Origin of the sequence: Aurantiacibacter rhizosphaerae (genome assembly GCF_009807005.1) — a bacterium.
GTDB classification, from domain to species: Bacteria; Pseudomonadota; Alphaproteobacteria; order Sphingomonadales; family Sphingomonadaceae; genus Alteraurantiacibacter; species Alteraurantiacibacter rhizosphaerae.
On sequence record NZ_WUBR01000001.1, the window covers coordinates 793,183 to 812,342 of the forward strand.

Consider the following 19,160-nt stretch of genomic DNA (forward strand, 5'->3'; position numbering starts at 1 on the left):
AGCTACATGTGTCGTCGTATGTCCGCGCTTCGCCCTGTCTCTCCCAGTCTAAGCCGATTCCTTCTCGCCTCGGCCTTCTTTCTCGTTCCTCTCTCGCTTCTGGGGGTGCACTTCCTCCTGCTGGGTGAGTTCGAGGAAGTGCGCGATTATCGCGTCACGTCAGAACGGACAGTTGAGACGCGTTCTCTGCTCTCCCAATTCCTGACCTTGCATCTCGATGTGGAAACAGCGGTTCGCGGCTACGTACTATCGGGTGACCCGGATTTCCTCGAACCTTATAGTGCCGCAGTTCCCAGGCGAGACTCCCTGTTTGCAAGGCTGCGGGCAGATGCCGACGCCGCCCGGCTTGCCCAGCTGGACGAATTGCTGGCGCTGTCGAACACCAAGCTGAAGATAGCTGCCCGAAACGTGCAGGACGTGCGCAGCGGCAATGTCGAAGAGGCGAGCCAGTTGATTACAAGCGGACGAGGGCGTCTGACAATGGGCGAAATCCGTTTGCTCATTGCCAGAATGGATGCCGAGGAGGCGAATGCGCTCACGGTATCAACCGAGGCGGGCGCTATCTTGCGCCGCGACGTTGAAAGAACCGTCACAATGCTGCTGGTCGGTATTGCCGTCCTGCTAGCGATTGCCTCGCTGCTAATCTTCTCATCTTCTCGAGAACGCCGAAAGGCCATGACGCAAGTGGAGCGATTGGCGAAGCGGCAGAAGGCGATGTTCGATGGCGGGGTGGATGGCATGCTGTGGCTCAATGCCAAGGGAAACATCCTGCGGATGAACCCGAGCATCAGCCGCATGTTCGGCTATGCCGAGAAGGAGCTGCTAGGTCGCAACAATCTTGTTCTCGTGGATACCGACTACTCCTTATCTGAATCGCAAGCTTGGCTTTCGACGGTTGGTACGGCCGGAGAGAACGGTGCCGGGTGCAGACAGGAATTCATCGGACGTCATGCGGATGGAACGACATTCGAGACCGAAGTCGCCATCAGCCGCGTGGCCCGCGGTCTAGAGCAAGAAGGGGAACCGCAATACGTCGCCTCGATCCGCGATATTTCTCATCGCAAGAGAGCCGAGAGAATGAAGGACGAGTTTGTCTCAACCGTGAGCCATGAACCGCGCACGCCGCTAACCTCCATCGCCGGATCGCTCGGCCTTGTGATGGGGGGCGCTGCGGGCCCGCTGGAGGAAAAGACGCGCAGATTGATCGGCATTGCTCATGCCAACTGTGAACGCCTCATCCGCCTTATCAACGACATCCTCGACATCGAGAAGATCGAATCCGGCAAGATGGAGTTCGATATCCGACGAATGCAGGTGGCTCCGTTGCTGCGCCGTACCGAGGACGCAATGGCTGCTTTTGCGCAGAAGCACGATGTGGACCTTGAGCTAATTTTACCGCCTTGGCCACAATGCATCATGGGCGATCCTGACCGTCTCGAGCAACTGATCACAAACCTCGTTTCCAATGCCATCAAACATTCGCCCCCTAGCGGAAAGGTGGAGATTGTCGGCGATATGCACAGTCGTTACGCGCGCATCGAAGTGCGAGACAGGGGAGCCGGGGTTCCGGTGGATTTCCGAGACCGCATCTTCGGCAAGTTCGCCATGGCAGACGCCTCCAATTCGCGAGTGAAGGGAGGTACTGGCCTTGGCCTATCGATCACACGCGAGATCGCGCGGCACCATGGAGGCGAGGTAGGCTTCGCTGACCGCGACGGTGGTGGTAGTGTCTTCTATGTCGATATTCCTCTCGCCAGGGAACAGCACGTTGGCGCCGCGCCAGAGACCGATGAAAACCTGCCACTTGTGCTGCATCTGGATGATGACGACGATACGCTGACAGTTGTCGCCAGCACGTTTGCTGGCAAGGCACGGGTCGTCTCCGTCCAAAGCGTGGGCGAGGCTCGCGCCGCGATTGCTTCTAAGGATCTGGCAGCGGCGATTATCGATGTCTCGCTGGATGAAGAGAGCGGTGCTGATTTCGCCAAGGAACTGCGTGAGAGGTTACCCGAATTGCCCTTGCTGTTCTTCACGGCATTCGATGATAGCGCCCAAGCCGGCGTGGCTGACCGGGCCTTGATCAAGAGTCGGGCGTCAGTCGACGATCTCGTCGAGGCAACGATCGATCTCTTCATGAGGCGCCGGCAGGAGTCCCAGCGATGAACATCCTTTACATCGACGATGAACCCGACATCCGCGAGATCGCCGAGATGGCGCTGGAGCTCGATCCCCAGTTCCATGTGCGAACTGCGGCGTCGGGTTCGGCGGCCCTGGCCTTGATCGAGGATTGGATGCCCGATGTGGCGCTGCTCGATGTGATGATGCCGGAGATGGATGGGCCGACCTTGCTGACGCATCTCAGGCAGGACGCACGCTTTGAGAACCTGCCAGTAATTTTTGTGACCGCGCGCGCCCAGCGAAGCGAATTGCAGAACTTTTCCACCATGGATGCCGTAGGCGTTATCGCAAAGCCCTTCGACCCGATGACGCTCTCGTCCAAGGTTCGCGAGCTGATTGGATGAGCGCAGAACTGGAAATCAGGATGGCGCAAATGGCGGCGCGCTTTGCGGCTCGAGCCGGCGAACACGAGGCTGCGCTGCGAGCCGCAGTTGCCGCCGACGACCGGGAGGCAATCGCCAGCCAGGCGCATAGGCTAGCAGGTATTGCGGGAATGTTCGGGCAGTCAGAGATCGGCGAAGCCGCTGCATGGCTGGAAGAGGTAGTCAAGATCGATGGAGACTACCTCGCCGCATCGGAACTGCTGTCTGCATTGCTCCGCGGTCTCGAAACCTAGCTTGTCGAGAAGCCCTTGCGGGTCATCGTTCCCCAGCTTTGTTGCTTGCGAATGAATTGCCACCAGCCCTGGAGACGCCAGAGGTTCGAAAGCTGTCGGTAGCCAAAGTTCTCAAGCACCGCGATTATCGCCAGCACGGCCAGTTCGCGTGCCTTTGGGAATCGGCGCAGCTGTATCTCTTCCAGCACGAGCGTTGCGATCGAGAGAGAGACGCCGAACATGAACGTAACCGCCAGGAAGGCGAGCAACCAAGGCAGCGCCAGCAGTCCCAGGGCCCAGAGAAGGGGCACGAGAATATAGCCCAGCACTTCCAGCAACGGCCCGAGAACATCGACCAGAAGGATATGACCGAAGCCGACGATGCCGATCCGACCGTATCGCGGATTGAACAGCATGTCCTTGTGCTTGACGAAGCATTCCAGCGCACCCCGTTGCCACCGGGCGCGTTGACGGCCCAGCACCGACAGCGTGTCGGGACATTCGGTCCAGCAGACCGGCTCGGCAATGAAATCGATCCGGTAATCCCTTTTGGCTTCGCGCATCAGGCGATGGAGCTTTAGCACTAGTTCCATATCCTCGCCCACCGTGCCGTGGCTGTAGCCTCCGACCTCGACAACCTGACGTCGGCGGAACAGGCCAAAAGCGCCGGAAATGACCGTGAGCGCCTGCATCCTGCCAAGGCCGACCCGCGCCATCAGGAAGGCGCGCAAATATTCGACGATCTGCACCAAGGCGAGAAAGTTGCGGGGTAGCTTGATATCGCTGATGCGCCCAGAATCGACCTTGCAGCCGTTGGCAATACGGATCGTCCCCCCTGCGGCTATCGTCAGGTCGGGCTCATCGATAAAGGGCCGGACAACCCGCAGCAAGGCGTCGGATTCAAGTATGGAATCTGCGTCAATGGCGCAGAAGAGCGCGGTGCGGCTGCAATTTATCCCCGCATTCAAGGCGTCGGCTTTGCCGCCGTTTTCCTTGTCCACGAGCAACAGGCGGGGCAGACGCGGCGACGCGTAGAAACCACGGATCGGGGCGTGCTCGACGCTGCGATCGACGAAGCGGTCCACCTGTTCCAGACCGAATTCGGAAACGAGACGGTCCAGCGTGCCGTCCTTCGACCCGTCGTTGATCACAATCACCTCGAAATCGGGATATTGCAGCGCCAGCAAGCTGCGCGTGCTTTCCACGATAGTCAGTTCTTCATTGAAAGCAGGGGCCAGCACGGAAATGGCCGGAGCCTGATCAGAGTAACGCCGCCATAGTGTAGCACTGCGCGGCACCGGCGGCCGTGTTCCCAGCGCAGCGCCTGCATAGAGCAGCAGCACGAAGTAGAAGACGATCTGCAGCAGTCCCGCAACGATTACCACCAGAGCAATCGCCTCGGCCGACGCGACCATCCACTCTGCAGGGTCTAAAATGGCGAAGTCCAAAGTCATGCGCGACCCTCTGCCAACATTTTTAAAGCAGCCGAACGGACGACCGGGTCCTCGCTCCGGGTAGCTTCTCGAAGGACGGAAACGCCGCGCGTTCCTATTCGCAGCAAGGCTTCGCTGGCGCGGTAGCGCACCCAATAGTGCGGATCATTGAGTAGTGTGGACAGCCGATCCGCTGCCGCAACAAGACGCGTTTTGCCCACCGCTTCGGCTGCGGCGGCGCGCACTATCCAGTTATCGCTAGCCATCCCCTCCATGATTGCCTCCGCCCCCGCGGGGTGACCGGTGCGGCCCAAAGCCCTGAATATCCGGGGTTGCAGTTCTGGTTCATTGCCTGAACCGCGTGCCATGTAGGCAAGCAACGGTGCATATTCGCCGCCGCGCTGCGAAAGGGCATCCATCGCCGCAACCTTGACGCGGTGTGACAGGTCCTCTTCGAACAGCAAGCCAGCGACGGCATCCGAATTGGTCTCGGCAAGATCGACCATTAGCGAAACCAGCAGCAGGGAATTTTCCTCCGCACTTTCATTTAGCTTGTTCACGATATCGATCGGTGCAGGTGCGTTTGCGTGCTGGGCCAAAGCCAGGGCTGCACCCAGCCTGACATCCGGATTGCGGTCGCCCAGTGCATTGATCACATAGTCATGCGAACCCTCGAACATCGAAAGGGCTTCAACCGCATTAAGGCGTGACTGGGCTTTGCGCGAACGCAGCCGACCAATCAGCAGATCGGTTACGCCCAGCGCTGTTGCGCGCGCGAGCAAGGCTTCGCGTTCACTGCCCCTCGTCATCTCCGCGATCTCCACCGTCAGGTCGGCAGCCGCCTGCAGTTCGCCCTTCCTGAGCGGCTCCAGTTCGGCGGGGTCGCCGTCAAGCAGAAGCGGCAAAAGTCGCTGTCGCACCGCGCTGGTGCGGTCGAATAACCGCGCAGATAGCACCCGCGCCAGCAACAAGACCAACAGCGCGAGCATGGCCAGCACGCACAGCGCGAGGGAAACCTCCCAAAGAGCACGCAGCGTGGTCACAGCGAAATTTTGACCCCGATACGTCCCTCGGTCCGGTCAAATCCATTCTCTCGCCACTCTTGCGCAACACTTCCGGTGAGCGAGATATTCTGCGTAAGCAGCAATTCTCCACCTGCAAAGATGCTGGTGGTATCGCGGACTACCCCGAGATCAGTGTCTGGCCCGGTCGTTGCACCGATGAACAATCGGGTACTTTCGGTTGGTATATAGTCTGCACGCAAGGCCCCCCCGATCTGCGCATCTGCGCCATCAGCCGCGACAACGCGACCATGCAGGGACGCAGCGAAGCGACCGCCGCCGAAATACTGTGTAATGCCCGGTCTCGCGGTCCAGACGTCTTGCACGGAGTAGCTTTGCCAACTGCTATCGAAACTGGCGACGGTGCCGGAAGCGACCCTGAAATCAAGGCCTGCCGATATGCCAGTGGCCGGGCGGAAATCCGCATTCGGCGTGATCGATGCTCCAGCCCTCAGCCACAGGTTCTCCGTCGCCCTGTGGGTACCAAGTATGCCAAGCTCCACATTTTCAGTTCCGAAGCGCCGATACCAGGTTCCGCTAAGGTCGAGGGTTGTGTGGGCGCCGACCGGAATGGACGCGAGCATCCCAAGCTCCTGCCAGTCATCCTGCCCACCGCCGGTATTGCTCAAGGCCCCTTCGACGAGAAGGAAACCGCGCCGCGCCGCTTGCTCGGTCTCTCGGCGCGCCGCGACAAGACCTAGGCCTTGCGCTGCGTCGGCGTATTCCGGAGCCTGTCGGAGAACTTTCTGGAAAGCGGATTCCGCTTCTTCGATTTTCCCTAACGCCAGCAGTGCATAGCCGTACTGGACGAGCGCATCTACATCGTAGGGATTCTCCGCAAGCCAGTTCTCGAGAAGCGATGCCGCGAGCGCCGGATCGTCCGCTTGGCGCGCAGTAATAGCGCGGTCGTAAAGGGTGTCTTGAGCAAATGCCGAAGCGTTCGCTAGCGAAGCGAGAAGCATTCCTGCCAGGAGCGTGCGCAAAGTCACTTGTCCTTTAGCAAGCGCGCGAGACGCGCGAGCAATTCCTCGGGCATGAAAGGCTTCACGAGATAGTCATTGACACCAATTTCCAGAGCCTCGAGAATGTCCTTTTCCCCCCGCCGGGCGGTCAGCATGATTACCGGCGTATTTGCATGTCGGGGTGAACTACGCATTCGTCTTAGCACCTCGAACCCATCGTGCACTGGCATCATGGCATCAAGAACCACCGCGTCGGGCGACGAATCCTCAAGACGGGCAAGCGCTTCGCGACCGTCGGCAGCGGTGACCGGGTGATAATCGCGCTGGGCCAGGCGGAATTCCAGAAGCTCCCTCATCAGGGGTTCGTCGTCGGCGATTAGTATCGTGTTCATGGCAGCCCAGATAGAAAAATCCATTGGAAGTGATACTGCTTATATGGTTAGTTTTCTCTTAAAGCGTCGAGCTGGTAGAGAGTTACGATGGCTTTATTTTTTGCGCGGTGATCCATGACAACCTCTCTCCTTTGTTCGAAATCGCGCAATTTTTCGAACGGCGGCTTTGCACCACCTGCCTCCCAAAAAGCGGAAAGTCTGCAAACGGAACACACTCGCCTTGACAAGTTAATGCCGCGATCTGTCCGGCCACTGGAAACATCCATGCGATCCAAATTTTGCTGGTCACACCAATCGAGAACACGGTCCGTTATCTCGGCGTTGATGTCGAAGACGCATTTCCTTTGGCAGAGCGCACCGAAATCTGACCATTGGGCAGTCGGCCACCGACGGCCGATCGCTTTGGAGATTTGCCTCGCTTGAAGGGAGGTCTGAAATTGGGCTGGAAAGCGGACACCTCGTTGAATTTGTGTTGAAATGCACCCCTGCCACTGTTTAGGTGGCTCAAGCTAACAGCGCTTAGCGTCCGCGCTCTCCTATCGACGTTCTTCTAGGCTGATATGACAATCCGTGATGAATGATGACCCCTTCTTGGTTTCAAAAAACGGAGAAGTGTGGGCATGTTGGTTGGACGGAAAGCCAGCAGTGAATCTCGGCAGTGAACAAAATTTCTGGATGGTCGCCGAGAAGTTATTCAATGAGCTTCATCCTGTTATTCAGCCCGCCCAAAATCCCGGGAAGGGAGCAGGACGAACGAATGAACCCTTAAATGGGTCACCTGCTCAGCAGGCAGTTCAGATAGATCGAGATGAGCCGAGATACGATGTTTCGGTGATTGGCCGATTGTATGGATCGAGCGGCAGCCGCGAGGTCACGATTTTCGATCTTTCAACGCGTGGTTGTAGGGTGCAAGACCTTACATCAACAAGGCCAGGGTCTCTCGTGACGGTCAAAATAGGAACGGTAGGACCCATTGGCGGAGTAATCAGGTGGCGGCGCGACAACTTCATCGGCATAATGTTCGAGAACCCACTCTACCCGGCTGTTCTCGATAATATCCGCCAAGAGCAAAGCCTACGCTAGTTCGCCTGACGACACGCGAGTTCCAGCTCAAGTTCTTGAGGACTGTCTCCTGCAGGATTGGGCAATTCTGCAGGAGAAAATTCGAGACTCTTAGATGGCCAAACTTTCCAATCTCCTTAATGCCGGCCTTCGGGTCGTTAGCAAAAATTCCGCTTTGGGCATTGTGACAGCAAAAGCTGCCAATCCACTTTTGGCGAAATTGGCTAACGAATTGAATGTCTGAAATTAGGGTGGTTTTGCGACTGTCGGTTTTAGGGTGAAACATTCGCCAAGCGGATGATTTCATCTATCGGCTATGAAATCCGCCAATTCAGGGAAGCCGCTTTCCCGAAGTCGATACCTGCTTCGCTCAGTGGCAAAAAAGCCCAACGCAAAAAATTCAAAGCCGGTAGTTTTTTGGGCTCAGGTAAAGGGCATGCCGTCGATGCGCTGCATCGACCACTGTGTGCTCCGGTGAACCTCGTCATACGACACGTCGATCAAACGTTCTCCGGCGACCTCCATTTCGACTCCGAGCGGATCGGGTCCGAAGAAGGTGAGCCGGTCGATGAGTGCATGGGTCGCCGCCATGACCTTGGAGCGCGCTACGAACCGTATTGTCTCATCCTCATGATCCAAGGAAGAGCGAAGCTCGCTCACCCGCTTCTGTTGTTCTTCCGCGCTTGGCAGATGCACGAGAGCGAGCAGGCGATCACGTGCATCATCCAATTCTTCGCCAGCGGCATCGGAAAGGCTCGCGAGCTCGGTCCAGAGGTTCTGCGCTTCGTTCCTGTTCGTTTCGACCGCTAGCCGTAGAGCCGCATCCGCCTTCGCCTTCGCGACGCCCCACACCCGTTCGAGTCGAGCCACTTCGATTTCGAGAGCGCGGACATCGGACTGTGTTGCGGAGCGGTCATAGCGAAGCGCCTCGTGGATTATCGGATCGAGAATGCCCTCTTCCCATACGGCGTAGTTGAAGTGGACGCCGTTGGTGCAACCCTTTCCACGCTGGTATCCATCGCAGACGAGGTAATCCTCATTCACCCATGTACCGTCAGCCCGCTGCTTGCGTCCCTTGCTGCGAAAGGTCATCATCGACCCACAGATCCCGCACCGGGCGAGACCAGAAAACAGATTCACTAAACGCCGACCGCGCCCCGTGTATTTGCGAGAGCGCTCGGCCATGGCCGCCATGGCCCGTCGATGGAGGTCCGCGTCTACGACGCTCGGGTAGTAATCCAATATCACCTCGCCCGTGGCCTGCCGCTTCGATCCGCGCGCCTTGCGGGCAGTATGGAGCTCGCCGACGACTGCAGGATTCCGCAGGATCTTCTGCACATAGCTCGCATGCCAGGCATCGGCCCTCCCGAATGGTGGTACACCGTCGAGGTTGAGGTTCTTCGCGATATGATTTTTCCCAAAGCCCGCGACCGTCTCCTCGAAGATACGGCGGATGATCGCGGCGCGATCTGGCAATGGAATGAAGACGGGCGGAGCACCAACGACCTCGAGCCAAGCGGGTGCTCGCCGCGTCATCACGAACTTCTCGCCCGCGTTCAATCTGCGGCGTTTCGCTGCCCAGGCCGCAGCGAGCCGTTGACTCTTTTTCTCGCTCTCCTCGTGACTCAACTGGGCCTTCACCACGACCTCGATGATGGAAGCCATGTCGAACGCGCCTTTGCTGTAGCGCCGCGCACCGTCGACGGTCGCGACCACGACCCCGGCTTCGGTGAGGTTCATCATCCAAATGAAGACCCGGCCAGGCTCCTGGCGCGAGAGGCGGTCCAGCTTTTCGCAAAGCAGGACCACTCCATCTGGGTAGCGCCCGGCTTCCACATCCCTCACGAAGGCTCCAAGGGATCCGGTAGATGCGTGCTCTCCCTTGAACGCGCTGATCCCGTCGTCCAACAGCTCCTCCAAGACTGTCCAGCCATGATCCGCAGCGTGCCGTCGACAATCCTCTCGCTGACGTTCCAGACTCGAGCCCTTGCTCTGTTCCGAGCTCGACCAGCGGATATATATTACGCAGTCCATCGTTCTCCGGACTTATCGAAAATGTCGATCGAGGTGTAGGGGTATCTTAATTGAAAAGGTTGTGACCGCCAGCGGCGGCAATCTCCAGCGCGCGCTTGGCGGTTTCCTGCCCCTTCACCCGCTTCAGGTCCGGCCCCTGGTTGCCTTCCTCGACTTCTCCGGGCTGAGGTTCCGGCAATTCCTGTTTGCCGGAAAGATGCGCCAGCAGGTCTACCAGATTGGGCGCGGCGCACACGCGCACACCGCTGGCCCAGCGCGCCTCCGGCCCCTGCGCGGCAGGGCAGATCAGGCCAAGATCGTTCTCGCTGGCGTGCAGCGCGGCCAGCAGCACGCCGGGAGATGCCGCCACGCGCCCGTCCAGCGCCAGCTCTCCGACGGCGAGCCATTCGCTCAATTCCTCAGGGTCTACCACGCCCATCGCGCCCAGCAGGGCCAGCGCAATCGGCAAGTCGTAATGGCTGCCCTCCTTGGGCAGATCGGCGGGTGAGAGGTTTACGGTGATCCGCTTTGGCGGGAGCGAAAGGCCCATTGCCGCCAGCGCCGATTGCACCCGTTCCCGGCTTTCGGCCACGGCCTTGTCCGCCAGGCCAACCACGGTAAAGCGCGGCATTCCGGCGGCCAATTGGCACTGCACTTCCACTGTGCGCGCCTCCAGCCCGAGATACGCGACCGTCTGAACCAATGCTACCAATGTTAATCCCCGTTTTTCCGCGTGATAACGCGTAGTTGGGCCAAGTCGAGAGCATTCGTCATTAACTCCATCGCAACCCTTTGTGTTGGCAAAGCGGCAGCCTGGATCCGTCACAATGCGGCAGATGAAGCCCGTGATGACCTTGCTTGCCGCGCTTGCCGCCGGCCTTGCCGCACCCGCCGCCGCGCAAACTGTAACAGTAGTGGAGGAATGGGTGACGGTGGAGACGACCGCCTCGCGCTATGTCTCCCCGCTGCAGCAGCAGGCAGAGCAGTCCGCCATCGCAGCCTATGGTCCGTTCCGGGTGATCGACGATAGTACGGTTGCCCTGGTGGGCATCACCGATGCAGCATCGCCTGCGCAGTTTACTGCCATGCTGGAGGCATTTCCCGCCATCGACACGCTCGAATTCGTGGAGGCACCCGGCACACATGACGATCGCGCCAATCTGGCGCTGGGCCGGATGATTCGCGAACGCGGCATCGCCACGCGCGCGCAGCGGGGCGGCTCTGTCCGATCGGGCGCGGTGGAATTGTTCATTGCCGGTACGCTGCGGGAGATTTCGCCGGATAGCCAGTTTGCCGTGCACGGATGGATGGACGATTGGGGACGCGGCGCGGAAGATTATCCGCCCGATGCGCCCGAACACCGCCGTTATCTGGAATATTACGTTGAAATGGGCATGAACGAATCGCAAGCGCGCGAATTCTATGCCATGACGAATTCGGTTCCTTTCGATGATGTCTTGTGGCTTACCGGAAGTGAGATGCGCAAATGGGTTGGGGCAGGCTCGCAGGATGCCGGGCAATCGGAAGCGGTTGCGGCGATGGCATATCTTGACTTCGAGCCGATCCTTCAGTAACCGCGCGTTCCATGTGGGGCCGCCTCTCGATTGGCGGCCGTTTTTATTCTGATCTGAAGGTTTGTACCATGAAGCGCACTTTTCAGCCGAGCAATCTCGTGCGTGCTCGTCGCCACGGTTTCTTCGCCCGCAAGGCTACTCCGGGTGGCCGCAAGATTCTGCGCAACCGCCGTCGTCGCGGTCGCAACAAGCTTTCTGCCTGATTCGCTTCGCGCTCGCCCCTTGCGGGCGAGCATCCTCGCTATGCGCGCAGCAAAGCTGCGCCCGTTGCGGGCGGCCATTTGGCCTTGCGGGCTCCTTGCGGAGCCCGTTTTCGCGTCTGCTATCTTCACGAGGCTGGGTGTTATCCTTATATAACACACCATGACTATTTCAGTCCTCACCCGGCGCGCCGATTTCCTTGCGGCGAATCGCGGCCTGCGCAATGCTCGGCCCGGCTTTGTCCTATTGACGCGGCCCAATGATGGGCAGGGCGTGCGATTTGGCATCACCGTGACCAAGAAGATTGGCAACGCCGTGGTGCGCAATCGCATGAAGCGGCGGTTTCGAGAATTGTTGCGCGGCGCATTGCCAGAGCATGGCCTGCCGGATCACGATCACGTGCTGATCGGCCGCGAAGGTGGGCGTGACCGGGATTTTGCGCAAATGGGCAAGGAACTTTCCATTGTTCTCAAGCAGGCAGCAGAGGGCAAGGGCGATCCGGCCCGCCGTCCACGCCGCGGCAGCAAGCCGCGTCCGCGATGAAAAGGCTGCTGATCCTGATTGCCCGCGGCTGGCAACTCGGCCCCAGCCGCATCCTGCCGCCCACCTGCCGGTTCCAGCCATCGTGCAGCGCCTATGCGATTCAGGCGCTGGAAAAACATGGTGTAATCAGGGGTGGATGGTTGGCCACCAAGCGTATATTGCGCTGCAATCCCTGGGGGGGACACGGGCATGATCCCGTGCCCGAAACACCGCATAACAATTAAACGCGACGGAACTTTCGATCTTGGACAACCAGCGTAACCTAATAATTGCCGTCGTGTTGAGCGCGGTCCTGCTGTTCGGCTGGGACTTTGCCATGCGCACTTACTTCCCGGAGCCGGAAGAGGCGCCAGCGAACATGGCGAGCCGCGAAGACGTGCCAGCCGCGCGCGTGGACGGCCAGATCAACACCGACGAAGCGCCCGTTATCATTGATCTGAATGCAGAACTGGCCGCAGGCTCTCGCGTGGCTATCGATGCGCTGGAGATCGAAGGGTCCATCAATCCCGTGGGCGCCCGGATCGACGACATCCTGCTCAAGACCCACCGCCAGACGGTGGACAAGGACAGCGGCCCGATCCGCATGTTCGCCCCCGCCGGCACCGAAACGCAGCAATTTGCCCAGTTTGGCTGGGTGGGCGAGGGCGTATCCGTGCCCGGCGCGCAAACCGTTTGGCAGGTGGTAGATGGCGATCGGCTGACCCAGGAAACGCCGGTCACGCTGGGCTGGGACAATGGCCAGGGGCAGCAGTTCCGCCTGAAGTTCGAGGTGGACGAGCATTACATGTTCACCGTCTCGCAAACCGTCGCCAACACAGGCGACGGTTCGATTGCACTGCGCCCCTATGCCTTCGTCAGCCGCACCAGCGCCACTGCCAGCAAATCCACCTGGAACGTTCATTCCGGCCCGATTGCAGAGGGCAATGGCGAGGTGAACTTCGACTGGGATTATGACGAGGTGGCCGAGGAAGGCCCCATCAGCCTGAACGGCGATACGCAGTGGCTGGGCTTTACCGACATCTACTGGATGAGCGCGCTGATCGCGGATGATGCCAGCGCTGCGCAGGGCACGTTCCGCGATACCGGTGTCGACCTCTATCGTGCAGACCTGATTTACGATGCCGTGACCGTGCCTGCTGGCAAGGCCGTATCGCGCACCACCCGCCTGTTTGCCGGTGCCAAGGAAAGCGCCGTGCTGGACATGTACGAGGCGCAGGGCGTGGATCGCTTCGGCCTCGCCATCGATTGGGGCTGGTTCCGGTTTATCGCCTGGCCCATGTGGCAGGTGCTGATCTTCCTGTTCGGCGTATTCGGCAACTTTGGCGTCGCGATTATCGCGCTTACGCTGATTATCCGGCTTATCCTGTTCCCGGTTGCGCAGAAGCAGTTCCATTCCATGGCGCAGATGCGCGCCGTGCAGCCCAAGATGAAGGCGCTGCAGGAGCGCTACAAGGATGATAAGCAGGAACTGCAGCAGCAGATGGCCAAGCTCTACAAGGAAGAGAAGGTCAATCCGCTGGCAGGCTGCCTGCCGATCTTCATCCAGATCCCGATCTTCTTTGCGCTGTACAAGGTGCTGCTGCTGGCGATCGAAATGCGGCATGAGCCGTTCTTCGGCTGGCTGCGCGATCTCTCCGCGCCGGATCCGGCAACGGTGCTGAACCTGTTCGGCCTGCTGCCTTTCGATCCGCCGGGCTTCCTTGCGATTGGTGTGCTGGCGGTGCTGCTGGGCTTCACCATGTGGCTGCAGTTCAAGCTGAACCCTGCCGCGATGGACCCGATGCAGCAGCAGATCTTCATGATCATGCCGTGGGTGCTGATGTTCGTGATGGCTCCCTTTGCCGCAGGCTTGCTGCTGTACTGGATCAGCAATAACATCCTGACGCTGGCGCAGCAGAAGTATCTCTACTCACGCAATCCCGAACTGAAGGCACAGATGGCGAAGGAGCGTGAAGAAAAAGCGCTCGCCGCCAAACGTGAAAAGGCCGAAGGGTGACACCGGAAGAAGAACAGCTGGCCAAAACGGCGAGCAAGCTGTTTTCCGGCCGCGTCGAGTTCCTGCTGTCGGCCCCGCAGCTGAAGCACCTGCCTGACCCCGACTATCCGGAAATCGCCTTTTGCGGGCGGTCCAACGTCGGCAAGAGCTCGCTGATCAATGCGCTGGTCAACCGCAAGGCCATTGCCCGCGCGTCCGTAACGCCGGGCCGCACGCAGGAACTGAACTTCTTCGAGGTTGGCGACCCCACAGAGTTCCGGCTGGTGGACATGCCGGGCTATGGCTTTGCCAAGGCTCCGGTGAAAGTGGTTGAGAAATGGCGCAAGCTGGTGCGCACCTTCCTGCGCGGGCGGGTGCCGCTGAAGCGTACGCTTGTCCTAGTGGATAGCCGCCACGGTCTGAAAGACAGTGACCGCGACATGATGACCATGCTGGACGAGGCTGCGGTCGGTTATCGGCTGGTGCTGACCAAGGCTGACAAGATCAAGGCTAGCGCCTTGGAAACGGTTCGCACAGAGGTTGCGGCGGAAGCACGCAAGCATCCGGCGGCCTATCCGGAAATGCACGTCACCAGTGCTGAAAAAGGCATGGGCATCGCAGAATTGCGCGCCGCGATTTTGAGTGACATTCGCGAGTAGGCAAAGGCCACCGACTGCGGACACAAAAAAGGCGCCCGGTGGGCGCCTTTTTCAATTGAAGCTAATTCGGCTTAGCGCGAACGATCACCACCGAAAAGCCAATCCCAAAAACTGCCACCCATTGTTCGTCTCCTAGTTACGTGGAGACGTTATGCGTTAACCATGAAAGTTTGTAAAGTTTAAACCATATCTCTTAAGGGTTCGTCTTGGCTATGCCTATGGTATTCAATGATTCTATCAAATGTTATGGGTCTGGAAATTGCGAACCCCTGGGCCACGACGCAGCCCGAATCGCGCAACAAAGTTAATGTTCCGGTGTCTTCAACACCCTCTGCAACCACAATGATTCGCAAGTCCCTGCCAAGTTGCAGCACGCTTTTTACAATGCCCAATGCTTTTGGATCATTGGTCATGGGGGCGATGAACATCCGATCGATCTTGAGTTCGGAGAATGGCAACTTAAGCAGCGCCTCAAGGCTGGCCGCACCGACACCAAAATCATCCATGGAAATTTTTGTACCAAGCGCCTTGAGCTCGCCCAGAATTTCGGCAGCCAGATCAAGATTGGAGATGCGGTAGGTCTCGGTAATCTCCAGTGTCAGCCGGCGTGGATCGAAACCGGTTTCTTCCAACACGCGCGAGACCATGGAGACAATGGATCGCTCATGCAGCAGCGTGGCGGAAATGTTGACGGCGATCGGCAGGTGCAGTCCGGCATCTTCGAAATCTTTGCCAGCCTTGCAGGCAGCGCCAAGAACGAATTTCGTAAGCTGGCTCATCCGACCGGCAATTTCGCATTGGCGGATGAAATAGTCGGGCGGGATGTGGCCCTTCACCGGGTCCTTCCAGCGAACCAGGGCCTCGGCTCCGATCATTTCGCCCGTCTGCACCATCACCTTGGGCTGGAAGGCCAGATAGATTTCACCATTGTCGAGGGCGGCATCGATGCGGGCCTGGAGCGAGATGTTCCAGATCAGATCTTCCTGTGAAGCCATGTCTGCGATGCAGATAGGCTCGAAAGTCTCGTTGGTTTTCTCGGCTGCCGCGATGGCGCCTGCCAGGCGGCGGCCCACATTCGGACTGGGCGTGATATCGATGCCGAAGGTGATGCCGACATCGACCTGCTCCGCCCCAACCGTAAGCGGGGAAGCGAACAGCGCCCGCAATCCCTCGAGGTGCTCTCGCAGCAGGGCCGGATCCTTTTCCTTCATGGTCCAGGAAATCAGGTGGCCAGGACCTAGGTAGATCGTGGCATCCTGCGTTGCCGCCTTGAGGCGCGCGGTGATGGCAAGCAGGTAATCACCATGAAGCTCTGCCGGCAGTGTGCGGCGCACCTCTTCGAAACGATGGATGCGGGCCACGATCACGGCGGGAACGTGGTTGGCCACATCCTTGTCAGCTTCCAGTGCGGCAAAAGTGGGCAGGTCCGTTTCCGGATCGACGAGCAGAAGATCACGCACCCATTTTGTGCGGGCCCTGAAAAACCCGTAGGAAACTATCGCGGCGAGGCCATAAGCGAAGCTGATACGAAGGCCTAGTTGCGGGCCGATCAGCGGCGCCAAAAGAACTGTGACCGTTATCGCCCCGATTGCTGCCGATCTAAGAATTCTGTTCCTGATCGGACAAGCCAGCAGAAGAAATGCCAGCGTAGCCAGAAGCATGAGTAATCCGCTGATGTAACGCGGATGCCCGGACATGAGGGTTTCAGCAGCGTAAATGGCGATCATCGAATCCGAGACTGTTCCTTGGCCCGGCAAGCTTGGCGCTTCGCGGCGAAGGCTTATGCTTTGCCCAATTAGAACTCTCTTTCCCGAAAGTGCATCGAGATTGGCATTTGGTTTCAGCAGGTCGGAAAACCGATAAGTCGGGATCGAAGCCAGGTCATAGCTGTATTCAACAGCGAAAATCTCGTTCGAATCGCCAGTAACTCCAGCAATACTGGCTGGAATGGTGGCAACATCCTTGTCGCCATCGGCAACAGCGAACGGCATGTACCAGACATAGCCCAGGTAATTGCGGAATGCGTCCAGCGCGACTTCGGGTACACCATTTGCGATGCGTGGCTGATTTTCACGCAAGACCGGTTCGCCATTAAGACTCTTTTCCAGAAAGCGGACGAGATAGGCGCGACCGGAAAAATCGCGCAACGCGGAATTCAGTGTCTCGTCGGCTTCGGCACTCGAATCTTTATCGTACAGAATATTGACGTAAACTTCCTCGACACCGGCATTGTCCAGCCTGTCCAGCAAGTTTGCCAGCCGTTCTCGGGCAACCGGATTTTGGGGGTCAGCCAGATCCTCGTCAGCACCGACGAATACGATCTCTCCAGACGCGGGCTGGGAAACGATGTTGGCTTCCACCAGCCAACCAATCTGATCAACCGGATCGAGAAACGCCGGAATGACAAGGGCAAGCGCGATCAGCCCCGACCACGCCACCTGACGGACGCGTTCGAGCCATTTGACCCTATCTTTGGATGTCGGGGTCTGATCGACCACTCTTCACCTTTCTTGCGCCCGGATATTACTAACCTGGGAGGGTGATGACATATGTTGGTTAACAAAGCGGCAACGAAGCAAGGCAAGGATAACGGGGGTGCCGATACCCTGTGCGTCAGCCATGCTCGACAGCTTCAGGCTTAACCGTTAGGTCCGGCGCAAACAGGGACACGGTGCAATCATGAAGCTTATCATCGGCAACAAGAACTACTCCAGCTGGTCTTTACGGGGCTGGCTGGCAGCGAAGCAGAGCGGACTGTCTTTCGAGGAATTGACCGTCCACATCGATGGCGATGACTGGCAGGCGATGAAGCGCACCGATGGCGAATTTCAGCCGTCTGCCGGCAAGGTGCCGGTATTGTGGGACGATGATGTCGTCGTCTGGGACAGCCTCGCCATTCTCGAATATCTTGCCGACAAGGTGGGGCGCGACCGGTTCTGGCCGAAGGATGATGCGGCACGCGGCATGGCGCGGGCCATGGTGGCGGAAATGCATTCCTCCTACCTTCCCTTGCGGCGGCAGTGCCCGATGAACATACGTGCCCGCGCATCGATCAACCTTTCCGATGAGACGAAGGGCAATATCGTGCGCATCCTTGGCCTGTGGGCAGAGGCGCGTGCGCGTTTCGGCCAGGGCGGGCCATTCCTGTTCGGCACCTTCAGCGCGGCGGATATTTTCTACGCCCCCATCGTCAGCCGCTTCCTCACCTATGGCATTGGCGTGCCCGGCTTTGCCCAGGCCTATATGCAAGCCTTGTGGGAGCATGACTGGATGCAGCAATGGGTAGAAGCGGCGATGGCGGAAGAATGGACCATCTCGCAGTTCGAGACCGGGGAGCCTGCGTGAGCCACGATCCTCTCGCCAATGCCAAAGAGCTGATTGCCTGCGAAAGCGTAACGCCTGCGCGTGGCCGGGTGTTCGATGCAATGGAGCAAATGTTGACCGTCCTCGGTTTCGAGGTTGATCGCTTCATCCGGGGTGAAGGCGCAGAAGGCAGCGATGAAGAGCCGGTGGAGAACCTGTTCGCCATCCGGCGCGGGGCTGCGGGATCGCCCCATTTCGCCTTTGCCGGACATGTGGACGTGGTGCCTGCGGGGGAGGGGTGGTCTACCAGTCCTTTCGGGCCGGAGGTGCGCTCCGAACCGGGTGGCGACCTGCTGTATGGTCGCGGCGCGGTGGACATGAAGGGCTCCATCGCCTGCATGGTAGCCGCCGTTGCCGATATTCCGGCGGAGGCGGGTACGCTCAGCTTCATCATCACCGGTGACGAGGAAGGCCCGGCGCTGCACGGCACGCGCGCGCTGATCGACAGGATGCGCGAACGCGGCGATATCCCCGATCTGTGCCTGGTGGGGGAGCCTACCAGCGTGAACCGGCTGGGCGACATGATGAAGATCGGTAGGCGCGGCTCTGTCAACATCTGGCTGGAGGTGGAGGGCACGCAGGGCCACGTCGCCTATCCGCACCTGGCCGATAACCCGATGCCGAAGATGGTTGCCATCCTTGCCGATCTGGATGCTCTGGTGCTGGATGAAGGCACCGACTGGTTTCAGCCGAGCAATCTGGAAATCACCGAGTTCAACGTGCCCAACCGCGCGCATAACGTGATCCCCGGCAAGGCCACGGCGCGCATTTCCATCCGTTTCAATGATCAGCATTCCGGCGCGTCGCTGTCAGATAAAGTGATCGCCATCGCCGAAAAGCACGGCGGCACGGCGCGGCCCATCATCAGCGGAGAGCCGTTCTTGACCCCGCCGGGTGCATTCTCCCAAATGATAGCCGATGCGGTGAAAGCCGAAACCGGCGTGGAGCCGGAGGCGTCCACCACCGGGGGCACATCGGATGCGCGCTTCCTAAAAGACCTGTGCCCGGTGATCGAATTCGGGCTGGTCAATGCCACCATGCACAAGACCGACGAGGCAGTAGCAGTTGACGACCTTGCCACGCTCACGGCAATCTACCGCCGGATCGCAATGGCCGCACTTTCAAATTGAGGGGCTGGCTACCTAGAAA

The 19,160-nt window shown here is 59.1% G+C and carries 19 protein-coding genes and 2 pseudogenes; 14 read left to right on the forward strand and 7 right to left on the reverse strand.

What is annotated here, in order from left to right; genetic code table 11:
* Window positions 1-18: 18 nt before the first annotated feature.
* From GRF63_RS03725 to GRF63_RS03735, 3 genes are read left to right on the forward strand one after another with little or no spacing between them, the layout of a single operon-like run.
* On the forward strand, window positions 19-2,163 hold the full coding sequence (locus GRF63_RS03725; RefSeq protein WP_160484627.1) for an ATP-binding protein: 2,145 nt from the start codon (window positions 19-21) through the stop codon (window positions 2,161-2,163).
* Window positions 2,160-2,522, forward strand: a complete 363-nt coding sequence (locus tag GRF63_RS03730) for a response regulator (RefSeq protein WP_160484628.1) — start codon at window positions 2,160-2,162, stop codon at window positions 2,520-2,522. Before GRF63_RS03725 ends, GRF63_RS03730 begins: the two co-directional genes overlap by 4 nt.
* Window positions 2,519-2,794, forward strand: a complete 276-nt coding sequence (locus tag GRF63_RS03735; protein WP_160484629.1) for an Hpt domain-containing protein — start codon at window positions 2,519-2,521, stop codon at window positions 2,792-2,794. Before GRF63_RS03730 ends, GRF63_RS03735 begins: the two co-directional genes overlap by 4 nt.
* Here GRF63_RS03735 and GRF63_RS03740 read toward each other — a convergent pair.
* From GRF63_RS03740 to GRF63_RS03755, 4 genes are read right to left on the reverse strand one after another with little or no spacing between them, the layout of a single operon-like run.
* A complete protein-coding gene (locus GRF63_RS03740; RefSeq protein WP_202131557.1) occupies window positions 2,791-4,227 on the reverse strand; it encodes a glycosyltransferase family 2 protein in 1,437 nt (478 codons plus the stop codon). The two genes, GRF63_RS03735 and GRF63_RS03740, sit on opposite strands and share 4 nt — an antisense overlap.
* Window positions 4,224-5,249 (reverse strand): HEAT repeat domain-containing protein, encoded by a 1,026-nt coding sequence (locus GRF63_RS03745; RefSeq protein ID WP_160484630.1) that lies wholly within the window; start codon window positions 5,247-5,249, stop codon window positions 4,224-4,226. The genes GRF63_RS03740 and GRF63_RS03745 overlap by 4 nt, the downstream gene beginning before the upstream one ends.
* Window positions 5,246-6,250, reverse strand: a complete 1,005-nt coding sequence (locus GRF63_RS03750) for a YaiO family outer membrane beta-barrel protein (protein ID WP_160484631.1) — start codon at window positions 6,248-6,250, stop codon at window positions 5,246-5,248. Before GRF63_RS03750 ends, GRF63_RS03745 begins: the two co-directional genes overlap by 4 nt.
* A gap of 2 nt (window positions 6,251-6,252) precedes the next feature.
* Window positions 6,253-6,645, reverse strand: a complete 393-nt coding sequence (locus GRF63_RS03755) for a response regulator transcription factor (RefSeq protein WP_237392268.1) — start codon at window positions 6,643-6,645, stop codon at window positions 6,253-6,255.
* Between the two features lie 224 nt (window positions 6,646-6,869).
* On the opposite strand from GRF63_RS03755, the pseudogene GRF63_RS16495 reads away from it, so the two are divergent.
* The 3 genes and pseudogenes from GRF63_RS16495 to GRF63_RS16640 all read left to right on the forward strand — a co-directional run.
* Window positions 6,870-6,989 (forward strand): annotated as a pseudogene (locus GRF63_RS16495) (integrase); the annotation flags it as partial.
* 205 nt (window positions 6,990-7,194) lie between these two features.
* Window positions 7,195-7,704: a PilZ domain-containing protein gene (locus GRF63_RS03760; protein ID WP_160484632.1), complete on the forward strand. Its 510-nt coding sequence runs from the start codon at window positions 7,195-7,197 to the stop codon at window positions 7,702-7,704.
* 94 nt (window positions 7,705-7,798) lie between these two features.
* Window positions 7,799-7,927, forward strand: a complete 129-nt coding sequence (locus tag GRF63_RS16640; RefSeq protein ID WP_272914641.1) for a hypothetical protein — start codon at window positions 7,799-7,801, stop codon at window positions 7,925-7,927.
* A 179-nt stretch (window positions 7,928-8,106) separates the two neighbouring features.
* Here GRF63_RS16640 and GRF63_RS03765 read toward each other — a convergent pair whose 3' ends face one another.
* Both GRF63_RS03765 and GRF63_RS03770 read right to left on the reverse strand, forming a co-directional pair.
* Window positions 8,107-9,717: a recombinase family protein gene (locus GRF63_RS03765; protein ID WP_160484633.1), complete on the reverse strand. Its 1,611-nt coding sequence runs from the start codon at window positions 9,715-9,717 to the stop codon at window positions 8,107-8,109.
* Window positions 9,718-9,772: 55 nt separating this feature from the next.
* Window positions 9,773-10,408 (reverse strand): annotated as a pseudogene (locus tag GRF63_RS03770) (magnesium chelatase domain-containing protein); the annotation flags it as partial.
* 115 nt (window positions 10,409-10,523) lie between these two features.
* On the opposite strand from GRF63_RS03770, the gene GRF63_RS03775 reads away from it, so the two are divergent.
* From GRF63_RS03775 to yihA, 6 genes are all read left to right on the forward strand, one after another.
* Entirely contained in the window at window positions 10,524-11,270 is a 747-nt protein-coding gene (locus GRF63_RS03775) for an alpha/beta hydrolase (RefSeq protein WP_160484634.1), read from the forward strand.
* A 68-nt stretch (window positions 11,271-11,338) separates the two neighbouring features.
* A complete protein-coding gene (gene rpmH, locus GRF63_RS03780; protein WP_160484635.1) occupies window positions 11,339-11,473 on the forward strand; it encodes a 50S ribosomal protein L34 in 135 nt (44 codons plus the stop codon).
* Window positions 11,474-11,633: 160 nt separating this feature from the next.
* Entirely contained in the window at window positions 11,634-12,014 is a 381-nt protein-coding gene (gene rnpA, locus GRF63_RS03785; protein WP_160484636.1) for a ribonuclease P protein component, read from the forward strand.
* A complete protein-coding gene (gene yidD, locus GRF63_RS03790; RefSeq protein WP_160484637.1) occupies window positions 12,011-12,238 on the forward strand; it encodes a membrane protein insertion efficiency factor YidD in 228 nt (75 codons plus the stop codon). Before rnpA ends, yidD begins: the two co-directional genes overlap by 4 nt.
* Window positions 12,239-12,258: 20 nt before the next feature.
* Window positions 12,259-14,010, forward strand: a complete 1,752-nt coding sequence (gene yidC, locus GRF63_RS03795) for a membrane protein insertase YidC (protein ID WP_160484638.1) — start codon at window positions 12,259-12,261, stop codon at window positions 14,008-14,010.
* Complete coding sequence (gene yihA / locus GRF63_RS03800) at window positions 14,007-14,648, forward strand: ribosome biogenesis GTP-binding protein YihA/YsxC (protein ID WP_160484639.1); 642 nt, start codon at window positions 14,007-14,009, stop codon at window positions 14,646-14,648. The genes yidC and yihA overlap by 4 nt, the downstream gene beginning before the upstream one ends.
* 179 nt (window positions 14,649-14,827) lie before the next feature.
* Here yihA and GRF63_RS03805 read toward each other — a convergent pair whose 3' ends face one another.
* Window positions 14,828-17,146 (reverse strand): EAL domain-containing protein, encoded by a 2,319-nt coding sequence (locus GRF63_RS03805; RefSeq protein WP_160484640.1) that lies wholly within the window; start codon window positions 17,144-17,146, stop codon window positions 14,828-14,830.
* Between the two features lie 181 nt (window positions 17,147-17,327).
* Here GRF63_RS03805 and GRF63_RS03810 point away from each other — a divergent pair, with 181 nt between their 5' ends.
* Together GRF63_RS03810 and dapE are read left to right on the forward strand one after the other, a co-directional pair.
* Window positions 17,328-17,993, forward strand: coding sequence for a glutathione S-transferase family protein (locus GRF63_RS03810; protein ID WP_160484641.1), 666 nt, complete (start codon window positions 17,328-17,330; stop codon window positions 17,991-17,993).
* Complete coding sequence (dapE, locus tag GRF63_RS03815; protein ID WP_337189603.1) at window positions 17,990-19,141, forward strand: succinyl-diaminopimelate desuccinylase; 1,152 nt, start codon at window positions 17,990-17,992, stop codon at window positions 19,139-19,141. The genes GRF63_RS03810 and dapE overlap by 4 nt, the downstream gene beginning before the upstream one ends.
* The last annotated feature ends 19 nt before the right edge of the window (window positions 19,142-19,160 follow it).

What these genes read in the sequence shown, in the direction of transcription:
- GRF63_RS03725 (WP_160484627.1), top strand. Translation starts at nt 19, where the DNA reads ATGTCCGCGCTTCGCCCTGTCTCTCCCAGTCTAAGCCGATTCCTTCTC.
- GRF63_RS03730 (WP_160484628.1), top strand. Translation starts at nt 2,160, where the DNA reads ATGAACATCCTTTACATCGACGATGAACCCGACATCCGCGAGATCGCC.
- GRF63_RS03735 (WP_160484629.1), top strand. Translation starts at nt 2,519, where the DNA reads ATGAGCGCAGAACTGGAAATCAGGATGGCGCAAATGGCGGCGCGCTTT.
- GRF63_RS03740 (WP_202131557.1), bottom strand. Translation starts at nt 4,227, where the DNA reads ATGACTTTGGACTTCGCCATTTTAGACCCTGCAGAGTGGATGGTCGCG.
- GRF63_RS03755 (WP_237392268.1), bottom strand. Translation starts at nt 6,645, where the DNA reads ATGGATTTTTCTATCTGGGCTGCCATGAACACGATACTAATCGCCGAC.
- GRF63_RS03760 (WP_160484632.1), top strand. Translation starts at nt 7,195, where the DNA reads ATGAATGATGACCCCTTCTTGGTTTCAAAAAACGGAGAAGTGTGGGCA.
- GRF63_RS16640 (WP_272914641.1), top strand. Translation starts at nt 7,799, where the DNA reads ATGGCCAAACTTTCCAATCTCCTTAATGCCGGCCTTCGGGTCGTTAGC.
- GRF63_RS03765 (WP_160484633.1), bottom strand. Translation starts at nt 9,717, where the DNA reads ATGGACTGCGTAATATATATCCGCTGGTCGAGCTCGGAACAGAGCAAG.
- GRF63_RS03775 (WP_160484634.1), top strand. Translation starts at nt 10,524, where the DNA reads ATGCGGCAGATGAAGCCCGTGATGACCTTGCTTGCCGCGCTTGCCGCC.
- rpmH (WP_160484635.1), top strand. Translation starts at nt 11,339, where the DNA reads ATGAAGCGCACTTTTCAGCCGAGCAATCTCGTGCGTGCTCGTCGCCAC.
- rnpA (WP_160484636.1), top strand. Translation starts at nt 11,634, where the DNA reads ATGACTATTTCAGTCCTCACCCGGCGCGCCGATTTCCTTGCGGCGAAT.
- yidD (WP_160484637.1), top strand. Translation starts at nt 12,011, where the DNA reads ATGAAAAGGCTGCTGATCCTGATTGCCCGCGGCTGGCAACTCGGCCCC.
- GRF63_RS03810 (WP_160484641.1), top strand. Translation starts at nt 17,328, where the DNA reads ATGAAGCTTATCATCGGCAACAAGAACTACTCCAGCTGGTCTTTACGG.